Origin of the sequence: Sporosarcina sp. FSL K6-1508, from assembly GCF_038007465.1 — a bacterium.
Taxonomy (GTDB): Bacteria; Bacillota; Bacilli; order Bacillales_A; family Planococcaceae; genus Sporosarcina; species Sporosarcina psychrophila_B.
The window spans coordinates 832,501-852,727 of the sequence record NZ_JBBOXF010000001.1 but is presented as its reverse complement, the minus strand read 5'-3'; the positions used below and the strand labels follow the sequence as shown (position 1 = coordinate 852,727).

The following is a 20,227-nucleotide window of genomic DNA, read 5'->3' as shown; positions in this document are numbered from 1 at the left end:
AATCCTTCCTTCACTAGATAGTTTAGTCAGTAGCAAATGATTTTGTCACTAATGTCGGATACGGAATTTCGATTCCCTGGTGCTCCAAGTACTTCTTCAATCCAACACTAATTGTTCTTGCACTATCAAAATGACGCATCGGTTTTGTTTCCGCAATAATTCTGACAATAATTTCAGTTTCGGTAAAATCATGAGCCCCAATTAATTTCGGGACATTGATGAAGTCCGAGTTAGTTGTCAACAATGTTGATAAGTAGCTTTTAATCAGTTTTTCTGTCTTATCCACACCCACTTCAAAAGGTATCGCTACATCGACAATGGCCAATGAGTTTTCCATAGAATAATTAACGACCTGGCTGATCGTCCCATTTGGTAAAATGGAGATTTCTCCAGTAAAGCTTTTAATTTTTGTAGTTCTTAATCCAATTTCTTCTACAGTTCCTTCTGCAATACCAATTTTTACGTAATCTCCAACTGAAAATTGGTCTTCAAAAATGATGAAAAATCCTGTGATAATATCTTTCACAAGACTTTGTGCCCCAAACCCGACAGCAAGTCCTAGTACTCCTGCTCCGGCAAGTAATCCTTTTACGTCAATCGAAAACTCGGAAAGAATGGCAAGGATAGCTGAAAAATAGATAACGTAAGCCAACGTATTTTGCAGCAGTTTTACCAATGTTTTCTCACGCCGTTCTGAATGGCGCAATGGGCCTTTCAACTTCACTTTAAATATGCGGCCAATAACGGCCTTACCTACGTTAACAACAATGATTGCAAGCAGAATAATGAAGATTATTTTAAGTGCAACCATGCCAATACCCATCCAAAATTCCTGGTCAAACAAAAACTTTCCCGCTTCTTCAAATTCCTTTGGTATATCTATAATATCCTTTAATGCAGTTAACTCCACAATTCTCTTCCTTCCGTATAATTAATCAATCGCAAGCGTAGACTGGGGTATAAAAAAAGAAATGGAGTTTTTTTATGCGAGCTACTCTTGTTTCACCATACGATTACAGGATCCATTACAAGGAAACAGGTGCTGTTTGGAAGCTTAGTTCGTTCTTCCTCCAACATATTCCGTTCAATACGCAAGACCTTATTTTTTTCTGCATCGGAACTGATCGATCCACAGGCGATTCGCTAGGACCCCTGACTGGTTCTTTCCTATCTGAGTCTCCACTGTTTCCGTACACCGTAATCGGCACATTAGAAAGTCCGCTACATGCCTTAAATTTGCAGCAGCATATAGATGAAACCAGACTCACCAATCCTGCCGCTTTCATTGTAGCAATTGACGCTTGCCTGGGACAAGTCAGCTCCATCGGTCAGCTACTTTTCAATAATGGTCCCATACACCCGGGAAAAGCTGTTGGTAAAGAGCTCCCTCCTGTCGGAGATGTCTCTATTAAAGGCATCGTCAATATTGCCGGGTTTATGGAACATGCTGTTTTGCAAAGTACCCGTCTCTACCTTCCATATGAGATGAGCCGCACCATCGCTAGGGCACTACAGCTGGCCCATGGACGTCAGAAGTCAAAAGAAATGAACGATAGTAACAGCAACTCCGACAACAAAAATACCTGGAATCAGATTAGCAACTCTCACTTTAGTCAAACCAATTAAATTCAGACCGATTGCCAAAATCATCAAACCGCCTGTCGCCGTCATTTCAGAGATGAAGAAATCCAGTAAATCATCTGGAACAAAGCGACTAATTTGGGTAGAAAATAACGTAATTAATCCTTGATAAAGAATCACTGGAATTGCCGCAAATGCAACCCCTATGCCTAGTGTTGAGCTTAAAATGATAGCAGTAAAACCATCAATAATCCCTTTCGTCACAAGGACATCATGATCATTTCTCAGCCCGCTATCAATAGCTCCAATGATTGCCATTGAACCAATAACAAAAATTAATGTAGCTGTAACAAACCCTTGTGAGATGCCCGGGCCTTTATCATTTGCCGGTATCTTACTCTCCATCCAGTGTCCTAGATCATTCACTTTCTTATCAAGATCCATCCACTCACCAATTACCGCTCCAACCACGATACTAATAATGACAATCAGGACTTGTGTACTTTCAAATGTCATTTGTATCCCAATAACGGCAACTGCAAGTCCAATCCCATACATGACGGTTTCTTTCATCCGCTCCGGTATATTGTGTAGAAATCGACCTACGAATGCACCAACAACTATTAAAAGAGCATTTATAATTGTGCCGAATAAAATCATTTCCTCACTTCCGCCCATTAAAAATAAAACCTATTTTGCACATTCTGCAAAATAGGTGCATGCTTATTCGTTTAATAATTCAAGTATACGCTCCAGATCATCTTCAGAGAAAAATTCGATTTCTATTTTCCCTTTATTTTTTGTTTTCTTGATTGACACATTCGTACCAAAGTAATCACGCAAATTTGATTCTCGCTCAGCTAGAAATAGATCCTTACTTTTCTCCGGTTTAGTTTCACGTGGAACATCTTCATTCATCCTTTGGACCAGCTTCTCAAGTTGTCGGACATTAAGTCCCTCTTTAAGTGTCCGTTCTGCAACGAGGGCAATTTGTTCTTTCTTACGGAGACCAAGTAATGTCCGACCATGTCCCATTGACAGTTTGCCTGCTGTAATGTAATTTCTTATTTTTTCAGGCAAGGAAAGTAAACGGACATGGTTTGCAATATGAGGCCGGCTTTTACCAAGTCTAAATGCTAACTGTTCTTGTGTAAGACCTAGCGTTTCCATAAGGTTATGATAAGCTTCTGCCTCTTCGATCGGAGTTAAATCTTCACGCTGCAAGTTTTCAAGGATTGCAAACTCCATTGTTTCTTCGTCCGTCAAGATACGTACAACTGCTGGAACTTCAGTAAGAACCGCCATTTGTGCCGCCCGGAATCGTCTTTCACCAACCACGATTTCGTATGCAGTTCCAACTTTTCGAAGAATAATTGGCTGCAGGATACCATGTTCTTTAATGGAAGCACTTAATTCTTGAATAGCATTTTTATCGAATACTTTTCTTGGTTGGTATGGATTAACCTTAATACTTTTCACATGAATATGTTCGACAGATTCTACTTTCGCCAGTGACTCTCCAGGAAATAAAGCATTCAATCCTTTTCCAAGGCCCTTAGCCATTGCGTACCACTTCCTTTGCCAAGTCTAAATATACTTCTGCTCCTCGTGATCGTGAATCATAGACTATAATCGGTTCACCATGACTTGGTGCCTCACTCAATCGTACATTTCGCGGAATAATTGTTTTATAAACTTTATCCTGAAAGTACTTTTTAACTTCATCTATGACCTGAATCCCCAGATTCGTCCTTGCATCAAACATTGTAAGCAAGACACCATCGATCATTAAATTTTCATTTAAGTGTTTTTGAACAAGCCTAATTGTACTTAATAGTTGGCTTAATCCTTCAAGCGCATAATATTCACACTGAACAGGGATGATAATTGAATCTGCGGCAGTTAATGCATTTATTGTCAGTAATCCAAGTGATGGCGGGCAATCTATAATAATGTAATCATACATATCTTTCGCTTCTTGAATGGCATGTTTCATCCGAACTTCTCTTGAGATTGTAGAAACTAGTTCAATTTCCGCTCCCGCCAATGAAATTGTTGCCGGTACGATATCAAGGTTTTCTACCTTCGTCGAGCAAATAACGTCTTTGATGTTGACATCATCTATTAATATATCATAAATGCATTGTTGAACATCCCCCTTGTTAACACCTACCCCGCTTGTCGCATTCCCTTGTGGATCGGTGTCAATCAATAGGACCTTTTTGCCTATATGAGCAAGGCAAGCACTTAGATTTACGGATGTTGTCGTTTTTCCGACGCCTCCTTTTTGATTGGCAATTGCTATAATTCTGCCCACATCTGCACCTGCTTTCCTGCACTATTATATCTTTATATTCTCTCAAATTTGTAACTTCTTCTAGTTTATCAATAAAATCATTTTTTGTAGAGAAATATGTAGTAAAAAGACTCTTGCCTAAGTCGAGCAAGAGTCTTTTATTATTTCTTTTTTGGAATTTTAACAGTGATCGTATAAAATTCCTCTGAATCTTCTTCTTCTGTTTTTATATCGATTCCACTTTTAGTCACTAAAACTAGTGATTGCCTAATAGTATTGAGTGCAATTCGGACATCCTTACTGACTGATTTTCGCCGAGGAGCCGTCTTTTTATCTTTTACATTTTCTGGCGGATGTAAAACTTGAGTAATTCTTGCTTCAAGTTGTTTAACATTCAACTGTTGTTCAATAACTTCCTTGTACAATTGCGACTGTAACTCGCTATCTTTAATAGGAATAAGCGCTCTTGCATGTCGCTCTGAAATTTCTTTTTTTAAGATTCCATTTTTGATGTCATCTGGCAATTTTAATAAACGTAATTTATTGGCAACGGTTGACTGACCTTTTCCGAGTCTTTGGGCAAGCGCTTCCTGTGTTAATGAATGAAGTTCAAGAAGCTTTTCATAGGCATATGCCTCTTCAATTGCGGTCAATTCTTCACGTTGTAAGTTTTCAATCAGTGCAATGGATGCAGTTTCTTTGTCATCGAGGTTTCGGATAATTGCCGGAACTTCGGACCATCCCAGCTTTTTCATTGCTCGATATCTACGTTCTCCCGCGATGATTTCATATTTCTCGTCATCTATTTTCCGAATGACAATGGGTTGTATGACACCATGTGTATGGATTGTTCTAGCAAGTTCTTCAATCTTCTCCTCTGAAAAGATTGTACGGGGTTGGTACTTATTCGGTTTTACTAACTCTATATTCACCTGTTCAATTATTTCGTGATGAACAACCTCTTCTCTTACTAGTGGATCTAATTCCTTATCCCCACTTCCAAAAAATCGTGAAAACGGACTTTTCATTCCCGGCACCACCTTTTCAATACTGCTCCCTAATTCAACTAATTCGGCATAGCGATAGTATATCCTCTTAACTTATTGTTCCACGTGAAACAGTTTACTGAATCGGCGACTTACTTGGAACACCCGGTTTACGAGGATACTTTTTAGGAGTGATTTTCTCTTTATCGAAAACAAAGATATTCCGTTCACTGTTTTCAACGGGCAAAGTGAATGAATGTTGTTCTTTGATGGTAGCTCCGAGAACGGAAAGTGCTTTTTTTGCATCTGCGAGTTCATCATCCGCCGCTGCGCCTTTCATCGCAATGAAGATTCCATCTTTTTTAACGAGGGGTATGCATAACTCCGCTAAAACAGAAAGACGTGCAACTGCGCGTGCGGTAACAATATCAAAATTTTCACGATACTTTATGTCTTGTCCAAAGTCTTCTGCCCTTGCATGAACGAAGTGAACATTTTCTAGTTGAAGTTCTTCAGCTAGATTTTTAAGAAAACCGATCCTTTTATTTAATGAATCGACAATTGTTACTTCTAGGTTCGGAAAACAAATTTTCAAAGGGATACTTGGAAATCCTGCTCCTGCCCCTACATCACAAATTGTTTTTCTATCATTCAAATTAATGTAAAAAGCAGCAGAAATTGAGTCATAGAAATGTTTTAAGTAAACTGATGGCGCATCCGTAATCGCCGTCAAATTCATCTTTTCATTCCATTCTACCAGAAGTTTAAAATACTGGCTAAACTGTGCAATTTGTATTTCATTCAGTTCAATACCTTGTTCTTTCAATGCCTGTATAAATTGCTCTACATTCATCAATATTCCCCCTTAAGAAAAGCGTAAGGCGTCGTTTAGTCCCGACAGGCACAAGACAGTTTGCGAGAAGGCGTTCTCCAGCCTATCGCAGCAAAATGACTTGTGACCCCGAGGGACTGACGCCTGTAGTCTAGACACCAAGAAAAGCGTAAGGCGTCGTTTAGTCCCGACAGGCATAAGACAGTTTGCGAGAAGGCTTTCTCCAGCCATCAAAGCAAAATGACTTGTGACCCCGAGGGACTGACGCCTGTAGTCTAGATACCAAGAAAAGCGTAAGGCGTCGTTTAGTTCCGACAGGCACAAGACAGTTTGCGAGAAGGCGTTCTCCAGCCATCACAGCAAAATGACTTGTGATCCCGAGGGACTGACGCCTGTATTCTAGACACCAAGAAAAGCGTAAGCGATTTTATCACAACAATATCCAAGTTCGTGTTAGCTAATTTAACCTGGAATCTTGGCGATTCTTCCTTGTTCAATATAGACAAGAAGGATAGATATGTCGGCAGGATTAACACCAGATATGCGAGACGCTTGCGCAATGGATAAAGGTCTTACTTCACTCAGCACACTTTTCGCTTCCGTCGCAATACCAGATATTGCATTATAGTCAATATTGTCGGGTATTTTTTTGTTTTCCAATTTTTTCATTTTATCTACTTGTTGCATGGACTTTTCAATATAGCCTTCATACTTAATGAAGATTTCAACTTGCTCTTCCACTTCGGCGGATCTCTTTTCCTCTGGTGGAACTATTCTTTCTATCTGGCTATACTTTATTTCAGGTCGTTTTAGAAGATCCGCTGCTTTCATCGGTTCTCTAAGTTCCGAACCGCCCGTTTCACGTATAACTTCTTGAACATTACTAGTAGGTTTAATCGTCACTTTTCGCAACCTGACAATCTCTTCCTCAATTTGCTGTTTTTTAACGAGATAGGCTTCGTGTCGCTCTTCACTGATCATCCCGAGTTCATATCCAATTTCCGTCAGGCGCATATCCGCATTGTCATGACGTAACAAAAGTCGATATTCAGCACGCGATGTCAGAAGTCTGTAGGGCTCGCTTGTCCCTTTTGTAACCAAGTCATCTATAAGAACGCCAATATATGCATCGGCGCGCCCGAGGACACGTTCTTCCTTTCCAAGAGCACGGGCTGCTGCATTTATACCTGCCATTATTCCTTGGCCTGCTGCTTCTTCATAGCCAGATGTACCGTTAAGCTGACCGGCCGTATATAGATTGCGAATTTTTTTCGTTTCTAGTGTCGGCCATAGTTGAGTAGGTACGATTGCATCATACTCAATTGCATAACCTGCACGCATCATTTCAGCATTTTCAAGTCCTGGAACACTTGCGATCAGTTGCTTTTGGACGTGTTCCGGCAAGCTTGTCGATAATCCTTGGACATATACTTCTTTCGTGTTGCGGCCTTCAGGTTCAAGGAAAATTTGGTGACGTGATTTATCAGCAAAGCGTACGATTTTATCTTCAATTGATGGGCAATAGCGTGGTCCTTTTCCTTTTATCATCCCTGAATACATTGGTGATAAGTGAAGGTTTTCGTTTATAATTTCATGTGTTCTTGGAGAAGTGTATGTTAACCAACACGGTAATTGATCCATGATAAATTCAGTTGTTTCATAACTGAATGCCCACGGCGTATCATCTCCCGGTTGGATTTCAGTTTTGCTATAATCAATCGTTCTGCTATTCACACGCGGTGGAGTTCCCGTTTTGAATCTCACCATGTCAAAGCCAAGTTCCCGAATATTATCCGCTAGCTTAATGGATGGCATTTGGTTATTCGGTCCACTTGAGTATTTCAGATCGCCGATAATAACTTCACCGCGCAGGAAAGTACCTGTGGTGATGATAACTGTTTTCGCACGATATACAGCTCCTACTTGTGTAATTAACCCTTTTACTTCATTATCCTCTACGATCAGTTCTTCTACCACTCCTTGATGAAGTGTAAGATTGTCCTGTTCTTCAAGAAGACGTTTCATTTCCTGCTGGTAAAGGACTTTATCAGCTTGCGCACGAAGTGCTCGTACGGCAGGTCCTTTCCCTGTATTCAACATCCGCATTTGAATGTGAGTTTTGTCGATTACTTTCCCCATTGCACCGCCCAGTGCATCAATTTCACGTACGACAATCCCTTTAGCGGGACCGCCGAGTGACGGATTACATGGCATAAAGGCGATCATATCGAGGTTCATTGTAAGTACGAGCGTCGTTGCACCCATTTTGGCAGCGGAAAGTGCCGCCTCAACTCCCGCATGGCCGGCTCCAATAACAATAACATCGAACGTGCCTGCTTCAAATTTGGGCATGTTCTTTTCCTTCCTTCTATTAAAGTAATTCAAAAAGTTCATTGGTAAGTAGTATCGGAATCCTGCTATAGGCAGGTAGCTCTCCATTGCTTGCCATTTGTTCTTTTTGAACACTCATCTTATTTTATTTTCCGAGGCAGAATTGAGAAAACAGCTCATTAATTAGACCATCTTGGACGGTATCCCCAATAATTTCACCGAGGATTTCCCATGTCCGTGTAACGTCAATCTGTATCATATCAACTGGAACGCCTGCTTCTGCAGCTGCCAGTGCATCTTCGATTGTTGCGCGCGCATTGTGTAATAGTGCGATATGTCGTGCATTTGAAACATATGTGAAATCGCCTGATTCAAGATTTCCTTCAAAAAAGAGTCCGGCGATTGCTTCTTCCAGCTCGTCTACCCCTTCGTCTTTCAATAGAGAGGTCGTAACAACTTTGCCAGTACCGGCATGTTCCATCACTTTCTGCATGTCAATTTTTTGTGGCAGATCGGTTTTATTGATTACAAAAATCGTATCCATTCCCGACACCACTTCGAAGAGCCGTTCATCTTCGATCGACAGCTCCTCGGAACTATTGAGGACGAGCAGAATCAGATCCGCTTCCTTCAATACTTTCCTTGATCTTTCGACTCCAATCCGTTCTACGATATCTTCTGTTTCCCGGATTCCTGCTGTATCGATAAGACGAAGTGGAACCCCTCGTACATTGACGTACTCTTCAATAATATCACGCGTCGTCCCCGCAATGTCAGTTACGATTGCTTTATTTTCTTGAATGATGCTATTGAGCAAAGAAGACTTCCCTACGTTTGGCCTTCCAATAATAACTGTGGACAGGCCTTCTCGCAGAATTTTCCCTTGAGATGACGTTTTCAACAGCTTATCAATTTCATTCATCACCCATGTGCTTTTTTCAATCATAAGCGGGATTGTCATTTCTTCAACATCATCGTATTCCGGATAATCGATATTTACTTCAACCTGCGCCAACGTTTCAATAAGCGCCTGTCTTAATGTCCCAATCAACTGTGAAAGTTTACCCTCCATCTGATTCAACGCAACATCCATGGCACGGTCCGTTTTTGCACGGATAAGGTCCATGACCGCTTCAGCTTGAGACAAATCGATACGCCCATTAAGAAATGCACGTTTTGAGAATTCACCCGGTTCCGCAAGACGCGCTCCTTGTTTCAGCACAAGTTGCAGAACACGGGTGACCGCAACAATTCCGCCGTGACAATTAATTTCTATGACATCTTCACGTGTAAATGTTTTTGGCGCTTTCATGAGAGAAACCATCACTTCCTCGACAGTTTCAGCAGTGGTCGGATCTATTAAATGTCCATAATGGATTGTATGTGATTGTTCTTCTTTCAGCCTCTTGCCAGACGGTGAACGGAAAATACGATCCGCTATTTGGACAGCTTCGTCCCCGCTTAACCTGACAATTGCAATTGCACCTTCCCCCATTGGAGTAGAGATGGCGGCTATTGTATCAAAATGCACGTTTTTCACCTTCCCAACTTGGTTACTCACATGTGGATAACCTATTTCAGACACGACTATCTAACATAATATATTATCACAAATTTGCCCATCCTCCTAGTGTCCCATTTCGGAAAATGTGGATAAGTTAAGTTATCCTTACAGTTAATGCTAAAAAGGTCCCGCAGAGACAGGATTCGTCTTTGCAGGACCTTTATTAAAAGATAAGAAAGTATACGTTTTTCAACTTTGAACAGTGTCTCGACTCTAGCCGCCTTACACTTTTCTTACTTCATTTAACTGATTCGATAACCAGATACCTGTAAGGATCAGATCCTTCTGAATACGTTTCAATATCCAATCGTCTTGATAAAGCATTATGAATGACTTTCCTTTCATAGGAAGCCATCGGTTCAAGCTGTACTTTTCGACCAGTACGCACTGCTTTGTCAGCCATCCGTTCAGCTAGTTGTTCCAATGATTGTTCACGTCGTTCCCGGTAATCACCGACATCTATCCGAACCACTTTGAATTGACTGGCAGACTTGTTCGTTACAAGTTGTGATAACTGTTGAAGTGCATTTAGTGTTTGTCCGCGTTTCCCGATCAACAATGCAGCTTTCGCACTTTCCATTTGGAAAGTTACGTATTTACCGCCAACTTCATGGCTAATTTGAAGATCATCGATGCCCATTCCAGATGCAACCATTTTTAAATAGTGTTCCGTTTCTTCAATTGCCGTTTCATCAGACAATCCTTCGATCCGGACTTCTTCTTTTTCCAATGCAGATTCAGAAACTGGTTCTACCTCAACTGGCAGATTTTTCAGTACTGGTTCTACTTCTTCAGACACCGATACCTTTTCAGGGACGGAAGGTTCTTCAAAGTTTATGATGGTTACGGCTACTTCAGCTTCTTGTGCACCGAAACCTAGAAATCCTTTTCTCCCTTGATTGATCACTTCGACTTCGACTTCGTCACGCGTAACACCAAGTGTTGCTAGTGCTGACGAAATTGCCAATTCAACCGTGGTTCCCCTTCGCGTCATCCTTGTCATTTCCGTTTTCCTCCCACTTTTACAAGTTCCACTTCTTTTTTCTTAAATGGTTTGTAAATGAAGATATTTTGGATAATTGAAATGATATTACCGATTACCCAGTACAGTGAAAGTGCTGCCGGCAGGAATGAACCGAAGATCATAATCATGAACGGCATGATATACATCATTACTTTCATCTGCGGGTTGTCCATTGCTGGACCCGTACGTAAAACGATGAACTGCATAGCTCCTGCTAAAATGGCTAGAGTAATACTCGGTGCAGCCAGCTCGAACCAAAGGAAATTTCCGATATCGTAAGTAACATTCATTCGGCTAATAGCATGGTAAAAGCCAAAAAGAATAGGCATTTGGATTATAACCGGTAAACAGCCTGCCGCCGGGTTGATTTTCCGCTCCGACATGATTTTCTGCATTTCTTCACGATACTTTTGTTGTGTTACCGCATCTTTTGATTTGTATTTCTCTTTGAGTGCCTTCAATTCAGGCTGGATTTCTTGCATACGTTTTGAACTTTGCGTCTGCTTGATCATTAATGGAAGCAAGACAAGTCGAATGATAATTGTAACTGCAACAATTCCGTACCCATATGTCCCCAGTATATCTTTGAATGTCGTTATAAGTGATACTAACGGCCAGACAACAAATTTGTTCCAAAATCCTTCACTGTCCTCGTAAATTGGTTGTTGGAACTCCGAACATCCCGCAAGAAATACCGACAATGCTGTCAGTATGAGGATTAACGCTAACTTTTTTTTCAAATCAGTTCCCCCAAATCTTCTCTTATTCAATTAGAAGGCCTATTGGCCAATGATCCCAGTTTATCATGTTCATTTGTATCCTTCTACCTCTTCTTTAAGAGACGAGAAATGCGCAGTACATGCTGCAAACTTTTCTTTGTTTCATGAAAATCAAGTGTCGCTGCCTGATGCCTGGCGATGATGACATAATCCATATCGCTGCGCACTTCATCTTTCATTTCCAGGAAGGATTGTCGCAAATACCGTTTAATCCTATTTCGCACTACAGCATTGCCTACCTTTTTGCTGACAGACAAGCCAATCCTAAATTCCGGTTGGTCTTCCTTCCTATAGGAATACACAACAAATTGCCGATTTGCAAACGACTTCCCTTTTTTGAATACTTCTTGGAATTCCTCATTTTTCTTTATCCGTTGACGTTTGTTCATATCATACACCTGCTCCGTCATCTATGATTATACTTCTTCATTATAAACAAGAAAAAAGACCACTGAAATGTCAGTGGCCTTATGCTGATAGCACTTTTCTTCCTTTGCGACGACGAGCTGCAAGAATTCTGCGTCCGCTTTTCGTGCTCATTCTCTCACGGAAGCCGTGAACTTTACTGCGTTTACGTTTATTTGGTTGGTAAGTACGTTTCATCTTTTAAGACACCTCCTGCATTGATTGTCCTTTTATTGCTGTGACAGTCTTGAATAGTATATCGGTCTTTCATAGTAAAAGTCAACCTTTTTTAATCCAACGGTCATTCAGCTTATTTGAATTCGTTGATTCCATCATTCAGAAGTTATCCACGGTTTCCCCGTTTTTTTTCGAACACCAATGTGGACATCCGTTTAGAGTATTTTTTTATACACATCGCTTATCGACATCTTTTTCACATACTAATGCCTGTGGATAAAGGTTTCATCCACATCTGCCGGCATTGTGGATAAGGTTCCGGAGTCCTTGTAATTCATGACATTCCCTGTTACAATGAGATGAATTTGTTGTGCACATAATTTTATAGCAATATTTTTATCCACAGTTGTTAATACAATGTGGATAATTTTTTCAACACTTTTGAATAATTGTTATCCACACGGAGAGAAAGTGTGTATAATACATATCTTCGGGTTTTTTATTTTCATCGTAAAGGAGGCACACGTTTGGAACATTTAGAAGAATTATGGATCGAAGTTTTGTCGAAAGTTGAGCAGAAGATTTCAAGACCTAGTTTTGAAACTTGGCTAAAGGCGACAAAATTGATGTCCTATGGCGAAGAGACGGTTACAATCGCCGCACCGAATTCGTTTGCGAAAGATTGGCTAGAAAATCACTATATACATCTCATTACTGGAATCCTTTCTGAACTGACAGGAGAAGACCGGATCATTCAGTTTGTTGTTCCTAAAAACATGGAAGAAAATGATTTCATGCTACCAAAACCGACTGTTAAAACGGTAGAAAAAGTACCATTGACATCGGCTCCAGGCATGCTCAATTTAAAATATACTTTTGATACATTCGTCATTGGATCTGGTAACCGTTTTGCCCATGCAGCATCGCTTGCCGTAGCCGAAGCGCCTGCAAAAGCCTATAATCCGCTGTTTATCTATGGAGGCGTGGGTCTGGGAAAGACACATTTAATGCACGCGATCGGACATTATGTGCTCGAACAGAACCCGTCGGCAAAAGTTATGTATCTGTCGTCTGAAAAATTTACAAATGAATTCATCAACTCAATCCGAGATAATAAAGCCGTCGAGTTCCGTAATCGATATCGGAATGTGGACGTGCTCCTAATAGATGATATTCAATTCCTTGCGGGAAAAGAACAAACGCAAGAAGAATTTTTCCATACGTTTAATACACTTCACGAGGAATCAAAACAAATTGTCATTTCGAGTGACCGGCCTCCAAAAGAGATTCCAACCCTTGAAGACAGGCTGAGATCCCGCTTTGAATGGGGTCTTATTACTGACATAGCACCTCCCGACCTAGAAACAAGAATTGCAATCTTGCGTAAAAAGGCAAAAGCCGACGGACTTTTTGATATTCCAAATGAGGTTATGTTGTATATTGCCAATCAGATTGATTCAAATATACGTGAACTAGAAGGCGCCCTTATACGGGTTGTTGCTTATTCATCACTCGTCAATTCGGATATCAATACAGATCTTGCCGCGGAAGCATTGAAAGATATCATTCCGAATTCACGGCCGCGCACCGTTACAATTCTCGACATTCAAAAAGCTGTAGGAGAGCACTTTGACATACGTCTTGAAGATTTCACTGCGAAGAAAAGAACAAGAGCAATTGCTTTTCCTCGACAAATTGCCATGTTTCTATCCAGAGAGCTCACAGACTTCTCATTACCTAAAATCGGATCTGAATTCGGCGGTCGAGATCATTCGACCGTTATTCATGCGCATGAGAAAATCAGAACGCTGTTAAAAGATGAACAAGCCCTTCAGCAAGATATCCAAGATATTCGTAATGTCCTTGGCAGGGGGTGACCTGTGTATAACATATAATAAGGGGTGCACACCTGCAAACAGGTTATGCACATGTGGAAAACGTTAACTGGTCGAGTGAAAATAGACTTACCCACATATCCACAGCCCCTACTACTATTACTACTAATTTATTAATCATTAATAATATATATATAAGTGAGGGTACAGAATGAAATTTGAAATTATGAGAGACAAGCTGCTTGATGGATTAAGCGATGTAATGAAAGCGATCAGTCAAAAAGTTGCAATTCCAATTTTGACTGGAATCAAGATCGAAGTGGATGAAAAAGGAATGACGTTAACAGGAAGTGATTCCGATATAACAATCTGCACATTTATACCAGCTGAAGATAATGGTGAACAGATTATTCATGTCACGGAGAAAGGCAGTATCGTACTGCAAGCGAAGGTTTTTAGCGAAATTGTTCGAAAACTGCCGACTAATGACGTAACAATTGAAGTTGCAAACGGACTCCAAACACACATTCAATCAGGAAAGTCAGAGTTCCATTTGATTGGATTAGACCCTGAGGATTATCCCGTCTTACCAGATGTAAAAGATGAATATCTATTTTCATTACCCGCAGATTTGATGAAGTCTATCATCCGAGAAACCGTCTTTGCAGTATCTCAACAGGAAACAAGGCCGATACTGACAGGTGTTAAGTGGGAAGCAAAAGATGGAGGACTTGCCTGTGTAGCTACAGATAGCCACAGATTGGCAAGAAGGCTGACTGTACCGGAAGAAATGCCAGAGGTTCCATTCAGTGTAGTCATTCCTGGTAAAAGTCTTCAGGAATTGAACAAAATCCTGCCTGATAGCGGGGAACTTGTGGATATTGTTATTGCGGATCAACAAGTATTATTCAAAACGCGTGGCGTTTTATTCTATTCACGTTTACTGGAGGGCAATTACCCAGATACTTCCCGTCTTATTCCGCTTGAATATAAAACGTCGGTTACCGTAAATGGGCGCCTTCTTCTTCAAGCAATTGATAGAGCTTCACTTCTGGCACGTGAAGAACGAAATAACATTGTTCGTTTCTCGGCAGATGAAGGAAATGTCATTGAAATCTCTTCGAATTCACCAGAAGTAGGTAAAGTAGAAGAATTGGTAGAAGCAATTGGCGTGACAGGTGAGGGTTTGAATATCTCTTTCAGTGCCAAATATATGATGGACGCATTGAAGGCAATTGATGGACAGGACATAACGATTCAATTTACAGGAGCAATGCGGCCGTTCATCCTAAAATCAGTCGATGATGACTCGATATTGCAACTTATTCTCCCTGTACGGACATACTGAATTTCGAAGGATAGTCACTTATTTGACTATCCTTTTTACTTACTGCTGAAAGTCAGCTAAAATAGAAAGACAGACTAACTTGCGAAAGGTTGAGACCATATGGAAAATCTAACGATTGATACAGAGTTCATAACTCTTGGACAACTATTGAAAATGGCAAATGTAATTAGTTCAGGCGGTATGGCTAAATGGTTCCTTGATGAACACATCGTCTATGTTAATGGCGAGGAGGAACAACGACGAGGTAAAAAACTTCGCGATGGTGATATTATCAAAATTCAAGATATCGGCACATACAAAGTAATTGGACTACCAGACGGTCAAACGGATGTATATTGAACGGCTTGCGTTAACCGATTACCGGAACTATGAATCACTCGACCTTTCATTTTCCCCGCAAATTAATGTGTTGATTGGTGAAAATGCTCAGGGTAAAACAAACATCATGGAAGCCATCTATGTACTTTCCATGGCAAAATCGCATAGAACTTCAATTGATCGTGAATTGATACGCTGGGACCAAGATTATGGTAAAATAGAAGGGGACATACAACGTAAATATGGACGACTGCCATTAGAACTGATCATTTCAAAAAAAGGCAAGAAAGCACGTGTCAATCATCTAGAACAGAAACGTCTTAGCCTGTACGTCGGTCAATTGAATGTCGTCATGTTTGCTCCTGAAGATTTGAATCTCGTAAAAGGTAGCCCCCAGGTGAGAAGGCGTTTTCTGGATATGGAAATCGGCCAAATTTCACCTGTCTATTTACATGACCTTTTAACATTTCAAAAAGTACTTAAACAACGCAATGCTATTTTAAAAGACAATCGTGGGAAATTGGATTTCAACGATGTCATGTTTGATATTTATACAGAGCAGTATATTCAAGTAGCTGTCCAAATTATTCGCAAACGATTTTATTTCATGGAACTTTTACAAAAGTGGGCGGATCCAATCCATAAAGGTATTTCCCGCGGACTCGAAACCCTTCAAGTTTCATATGGGACATTAAAAGAGCTCGATTCCGGACAGACTGCAGAACAGATGGAGTCGATACTGGGTCAACGCTTACTTGAAGTGAGACGACGTGAGTTAGAACGTGGCATGACGTTGATTGGACCGCATAGGGATGACCTCCACTTTTACGTCAACGGTTACGATATCCAAACGTATGGATCGCAGGGACAGCAGCGAACAACGGCGCTGTCCCTTAAACTTGCGGAAATAGAACTTGTAAAGCAAGAAGTTGGAGAAGCACCTGTCCTCCTTTTAGATGATGTCTTATCTGAACTTGACGATTACCGGCAATCTCATCTCCTGAACACGATTCAAGGAGAAGTGCAGACAATCGTCACGACGACGAACATAGCAGGGATTGACCATGAAACCATTCGTCAGGCAGACATATTTGAAGTTGCAGCAGGTGAAGTTACGAAGAAAGAAACTTGACGATTAAAGTCATTTAGTTTTACAAGGCCAGGCAATAGTGGTGTTAGACGTTCGGAAAGGGAAGGTGAACAGTTTGGCAATGGAAGAGAAAGATATGCAGATGGCATATGATGAGAATCAAATCCAGGTCTTAGAAGGACTGGAAGCTGTCCGCAAACGTCCAGGTATGTATATCGGGACAACAAGTTCTAGAGGACTTCATCATCTTGTATGGGAAATTGTCGATAATAGTATTGACGAAGCACTTGCAGGTTACTGTGACCATATCGAAGTGACAATTGAAAAGGATGATTGGATCCGTGTCGACGATAATGGTCGGGGAATTCCAGTAGGTACACAGGAATCGACTGGAAGACCAGCAGTTGAAGTCATTATGACGGTACTTCACGCCGGTGGTAAATTCGGCGGCGGCGGTTATAAAGTTTCCGGCGGTTTACACGGAGTCGGTGCATCAGTTGTGAATGCGTTGTCAGAGACGACAGAAGTATTTGTCAGACGTGACGGAGAAGTTCACTACATCGAGTTTGAACGCGGAGCCGTGTCAAAAGAGCTGAGTGTCATCGGTAAAACCGAGGAAACTGGTACAAGAATCCGCTTCAAGGCAGACCCGGAAATTTTTACAGAAACAACGACTTATGAGTATGAAATTTTAGCGAACCGGCTTCGTGAACTTGCTTACCTCAACCGTGGTTTACGGATTACGATTAGTGACGAGCGCGATGAAGAAGCACGAAGTGACATTTATTACTACGAGGGCGGCATCAAGTCGTATGTCGAGCACTTGAATAAAAATAAAGAACCTATCCATGATGAACCAATTTACATTGAAGGTGAAAAAGACGGAATTTCAATTGAAATCGCAATGCAATACAATAGCGGCTATGCAGAAAATCTGTTTTCATTCGCCAATAATATCAATACCTACGAAGGCGGTACCCACGAATCAGGTTTTAAGACAGCACTGACGCGTGTCATTAACGATTATTCCCGGAAAAATGGCGTGCTGAAAGAGGCTGACCCGAATTTATCTGGTGATGACGTACGTGAAGGACTGACGGCCATCATTTCGATAAAACACCCGGATCCCCAGTTTGAGGGTCAGACAAAAACGAAACTCGGTAACTCCGAGGTAAGTACAATCACCAACTCACTTTTCTCAGAAGGTTTCCAACGATTCCTGCTTGAAAACCCAACAACATCGCGTCAAATCATCGACAAGAGCCTTATGGCGGCACGCGCACGTCTTGCTGCAAAAAATGCACGTGAGTTTACGCGCCGGAAATCGGCACTTGAAGTGTCGAGTCTTCCAGGGAAATTGGCAGACTGCTCTTCACGTGATCCTGCTATAAGTGAACTGTATATTGTTGAAGGTGACTCGGCGGGCGGTTCAGCTAAAATGGGACGTGACCGTCACTTCCAGGCGATTCTTCCGCTTCGAGGTAAGATTTTGAACGTCGAAAAAGCTCGTCTTGACCGTATTTTAGGCAACTTGGAAATCCGTGCAATGATTACGGCGCTCGGTACAGGCATCGGCGAAGAATTCGATCTTTCAAAAGCACGCTATCATAAACTTGTCATTATGACCGATGCGGATGTCGACGGTGCCCATATTCGTACGCTTCTTTTGACCTTCTTCTTCCGATTCATGCGGCCGCTCATCGAAGCAGGGTATGTCTATATTGCCCAGCCTCCGCTTTACCGCGTGAAACAAGGGAAGAGTGAGGAGTATTGCTATACTGAGGAAGAACTCCAAGAAATTATTGGCCGTATCTCACCAGTACCAAAACCGGTTATCACTCGCTACAAAGGACTTGGAGAAATGGATGCCACGCAATTATGGGATACAACAATGGATCCCGATCAACGCACATTGCTCCAAGTTCATCTAGAAGATGCATTTGATGCGGATTCAACTTTCCAACAGCTAATGGGAGATGAAGTCGAACCGCGTCGTAAATTCATCGAAGAAAATGCAATGTATGTGCAAAACATAGATACCTGATTAGTTAGTTGAATCGAAAGACAAATAGAACCAGCTAATTGAACTATTTTTTAAAGGGTTTTTGAGTTGAAAGGAGTCTAACAACATGGCAGATATGCCTCAACGTGGTGTCAAGGGGATTAACATTAGTACAGAAATGAAGGACTCATTTCTCGATTATGCAATGAGTGTCATCGTTTCACGTGCGCTCCCCGATGTAAGGGACGGTTTAAAGCCGGTTCACCGCCGTATTCTGTATGCAATGCAGGATCTCGGAAATACCGCCGATAAACCGCATAAGAAATCCGCACGTATTGTTGGAGACGTTATTGGTAAGTATCACCCACACGGTGATAGCGCTGTATACGACACGATGGTACGAATGGCGCAGGATTTCAACTACCGTTACATGCTTGTCGATGGTCATGGGAACTTTGGTTCTGTTGACGGCGACGGCGCGGCTGCGATGCGGTATACAGAATCGCGTATGTCGCGTATTGCGATGGAACTTCTTCGAGACATTAACAAAGATACTGTTGATTATCAGAATAACTACGATGAACAGGAAAGAGAACCGGTTGTACTTCCAAGTAGATATCCGAATCTGCTCGTTAACGGAACGACCGGAATTGCGGTCGGTATGGCAACAAACATACCGCCGCATCATCTGGGGGAAACGATTGACGCTGTTCTTGCGTTAGCGGATAATTCCGCTATTACAACGGAAGAACTGATGGAAATTATTCCAGGCCCGGATTTTCCGACTGGCGGGATTATTCTCGGCCGTAGCGGAATCAGAAGGGCTTATGAAACCGGTCGGGGTTCAGTAATCATCCGAGGCAAAGTTGAAATTGAACAGCAATCGAACGGCAAGGAAACAATTCTTGTACATGAGCTGCCATTCCAGGTAAACAAGGCCCGGCTTATTGAAAAAATTGCCGAGCTGGTTCGTGATAAGAAGATTGATGGGATTACCGACTTGCGTGATGAATCAGATCGTACGGGAATGCGGATTGTCATGGAAGTACGACGTGATGCGAATGCTAATGTACTGTTAAATAATTTGTATAAACAGACGGCACTTCAATCTAGTTTTGGTGTCAATATGCTTGCACTCGTCGATGGTCAACCGAAAATTCTTGCATTAAAGGAAATTTTATACCATTACCTAGAACACCAAAAAGTTGTTATTCGCAGACGTACTATATATGATCTGAAAAAAGCGGAAGATCGCGCACATATTTTGGAAGGACTGCGCATAGCACTTGATAATATTGATAGAATAATTACCCTTATCCGTGGATCTAAAACAACAGATGAAGCAAAAAACGGGTTAATGGAACAATTCGATCTATCTGATCGTCAAGCACAGGCCATTCTTGATATGCGTCTTCAACGTTTGACAGGACTTGAGCGGGACAAAATTGAAAGTGAATACGAAGCACTGCAGCTCCTAATGTCAGAACTTCGTGCAATTCTTGCTGACGAGTCAAAGCTGCTTGAAATTATTCGTGAAGAATTACTCGAAGTGAAAACCCGTTTTGAAGACAAACGCAGAACGGAAATTACGCTGGGCGGGGCTGAAATGATCGAGGACGAAGATCTTATTCCAATCGAGAACTCAGTATTAACCCTTAC

19 protein-coding genes (1 of these 19 cut by a window edge) are annotated in these 20,227 nt (G+C 41.4%); 7 read left to right on the top strand and 12 right to left on the bottom strand.

What is annotated here, in order from left to right; translation table 11 throughout:
• Positions 1–22: 22 nt before the first annotated feature.
• Positions 23–910, bottom strand: coding sequence for a mechanosensitive ion channel family protein (locus MKZ11_RS03955; RefSeq protein ID WP_340792722.1), 888 nt, complete (start codon positions 908–910; stop codon positions 23–25).
• Between the two features lie 74 nt (positions 911–984).
• Here MKZ11_RS03955 and yyaC point away from each other — a divergent pair, with 74 nt between their 5' ends.
• The gene (gene yyaC, locus MKZ11_RS03950) at positions 985–1,626 is read left to right on the top strand and encodes a spore protease YyaC (protein ID WP_340792721.1); all 642 of its coding nucleotides are present in this window, start codon (positions 985–987) and stop codon (positions 1,624–1,626) included.
• Here yyaC and MKZ11_RS03945 read toward each other — a convergent pair.
• The 11 genes from MKZ11_RS03945 to rpmH all read right to left on the bottom strand — a co-directional run bounded on the left by MKZ11_RS03945 (position 1,537) and on the right by rpmH (position 11,996).
• Positions 1,537–2,241, bottom strand: coding sequence for a DUF554 domain-containing protein (locus MKZ11_RS03945; RefSeq protein ID WP_340796907.1), 705 nt, complete (start codon positions 2,239–2,241; stop codon positions 1,537–1,539). The genes yyaC and MKZ11_RS03945 overlap by 90 nt on opposite strands.
• Before the next feature lie 63 nt (positions 2,242–2,304).
• On the bottom strand, positions 2,305–3,144 hold the full coding sequence (locus tag MKZ11_RS03940) for a ParB/RepB/Spo0J family partition protein (protein WP_340792720.1): 840 nt from the start codon (positions 3,142–3,144) through the stop codon (positions 2,305–2,307).
• A complete protein-coding gene (locus MKZ11_RS03935) occupies positions 3,137–3,898 on the bottom strand; it encodes a ParA family protein (protein ID WP_340792719.1) in 762 nt (253 codons plus the stop codon). Before MKZ11_RS03935 ends, MKZ11_RS03940 begins: the two co-directional genes overlap by 8 nt.
• 140 nt (positions 3,899–4,038) lie before the next feature.
• Positions 4,039–4,905: a nucleoid occlusion protein gene (noc, locus tag MKZ11_RS03930; protein WP_340792718.1), complete on the bottom strand. Its 867-nt coding sequence runs from the start codon at positions 4,903–4,905 to the stop codon at positions 4,039–4,041.
• A gap of 94 nt (positions 4,906–4,999) precedes the next feature.
• Complete coding sequence (gene rsmG / locus MKZ11_RS03925) at positions 5,000–5,716, bottom strand: 16S rRNA (guanine(527)-N(7))-methyltransferase RsmG (RefSeq protein ID WP_340792717.1); 717 nt, start codon at positions 5,714–5,716, stop codon at positions 5,000–5,002.
• 441 nt (positions 5,717–6,157) lie between these two features.
• A complete protein-coding gene (gene mnmG / locus MKZ11_RS03920) occupies positions 6,158–8,047 on the bottom strand; it encodes a tRNA uridine-5-carboxymethylaminomethyl(34) synthesis enzyme MnmG (protein WP_340792716.1) in 1,890 nt (629 codons plus the stop codon).
• A 124-nt stretch (positions 8,048–8,171) separates the two neighbouring features.
• Positions 8,172–9,557, bottom strand: a complete 1,386-nt coding sequence (mnmE, locus tag MKZ11_RS03915) for a tRNA uridine-5-carboxymethylaminomethyl(34) synthesis GTPase MnmE (protein WP_340796906.1) — start codon at positions 9,555–9,557, stop codon at positions 8,172–8,174.
• 271 nt (positions 9,558–9,828) lie between these two features.
• Positions 9,829–10,593 carry an RNA-binding cell elongation regulator Jag/EloR gene (jag, locus tag MKZ11_RS03910; protein WP_340792715.1) on the bottom strand — a complete coding sequence of 255 codons (765 nt, stop codon included), beginning with the start codon at positions 10,591–10,593 and terminating at the stop codon, positions 9,829–9,831.
• Positions 10,590–11,354, bottom strand: a complete 765-nt coding sequence (gene yidC, locus MKZ11_RS03905; RefSeq protein WP_340792714.1) for a membrane protein insertase YidC — start codon at positions 11,352–11,354, stop codon at positions 10,590–10,592. The genes jag and yidC overlap by 4 nt, the downstream gene beginning before the upstream one ends.
• An 83-nt stretch (positions 11,355–11,437) precedes the next feature.
• Positions 11,438–11,782, bottom strand: coding sequence for a ribonuclease P protein component (gene rnpA / locus MKZ11_RS03900; protein ID WP_340792713.1), 345 nt, complete (start codon positions 11,780–11,782; stop codon positions 11,438–11,440).
• A 79-nt stretch (positions 11,783–11,861) separates the two neighbouring features.
• Positions 11,862–11,996 carry a 50S ribosomal protein L34 gene (gene rpmH / locus MKZ11_RS03895; protein ID WP_067204080.1) on the bottom strand — a complete coding sequence of 45 codons (135 nt, stop codon included), beginning with the start codon at positions 11,994–11,996 and terminating at the stop codon, positions 11,862–11,864.
• Positions 11,997–12,502: 506 nt separating this feature from the next.
• Between rpmH and dnaA the strand changes: the two genes are divergently transcribed.
• From dnaA to gyrA, 6 genes are all read left to right on the top strand, one after another.
• On the top strand, positions 12,503–13,852 hold the full coding sequence (gene dnaA, locus MKZ11_RS03890; RefSeq protein WP_340792712.1) for a chromosomal replication initiator protein DnaA: 1,350 nt from the start codon (positions 12,503–12,505) through the stop codon (positions 13,850–13,852).
• Positions 13,853–14,021: 169 nt separating this feature from the next.
• On the top strand, positions 14,022–15,158 hold the full coding sequence (gene dnaN, locus MKZ11_RS03885) for a DNA polymerase III subunit beta (protein ID WP_340792711.1): 1,137 nt from the start codon (positions 14,022–14,024) through the stop codon (positions 15,156–15,158).
• A gap of 99 nt (positions 15,159–15,257) precedes the next feature.
• On the top strand, positions 15,258–15,497 hold the full coding sequence (gene yaaA, locus MKZ11_RS03880; RefSeq protein ID WP_340792710.1) for a S4 domain-containing protein YaaA: 240 nt from the start codon (positions 15,258–15,260) through the stop codon (positions 15,495–15,497).
• Positions 15,487–16,608 (top strand): DNA replication/repair protein RecF, encoded by a 1,122-nt coding sequence (recF, locus tag MKZ11_RS03875; protein WP_340792709.1) that lies wholly within the window; start codon positions 15,487–15,489, stop codon positions 16,606–16,608. The genes yaaA and recF overlap by 11 nt, the downstream gene beginning before the upstream one ends.
• 79 nt (positions 16,609–16,687) lie before the next feature.
• The gene (gene gyrB, locus MKZ11_RS03870) at positions 16,688–18,610 is read left to right on the top strand and encodes a DNA topoisomerase (ATP-hydrolyzing) subunit B (protein ID WP_340792708.1); all 1,923 of its coding nucleotides are present in this window, start codon (positions 16,688–16,690) and stop codon (positions 18,608–18,610) included.
• 85 nt (positions 18,611–18,695) lie between these two features.
• Positions 18,696–20,227 carry the 5' portion of a DNA gyrase subunit A gene (gyrA, locus tag MKZ11_RS03865; protein ID WP_340792707.1) on the top strand. Its footprint extends 1,018 nt past the window's final position, so 1,532 of the gene's 2,550 nt are visible here — the first part of the coding sequence; it begins with the start codon at positions 18,696–18,698; its stop codon lies beyond the right edge, outside the window.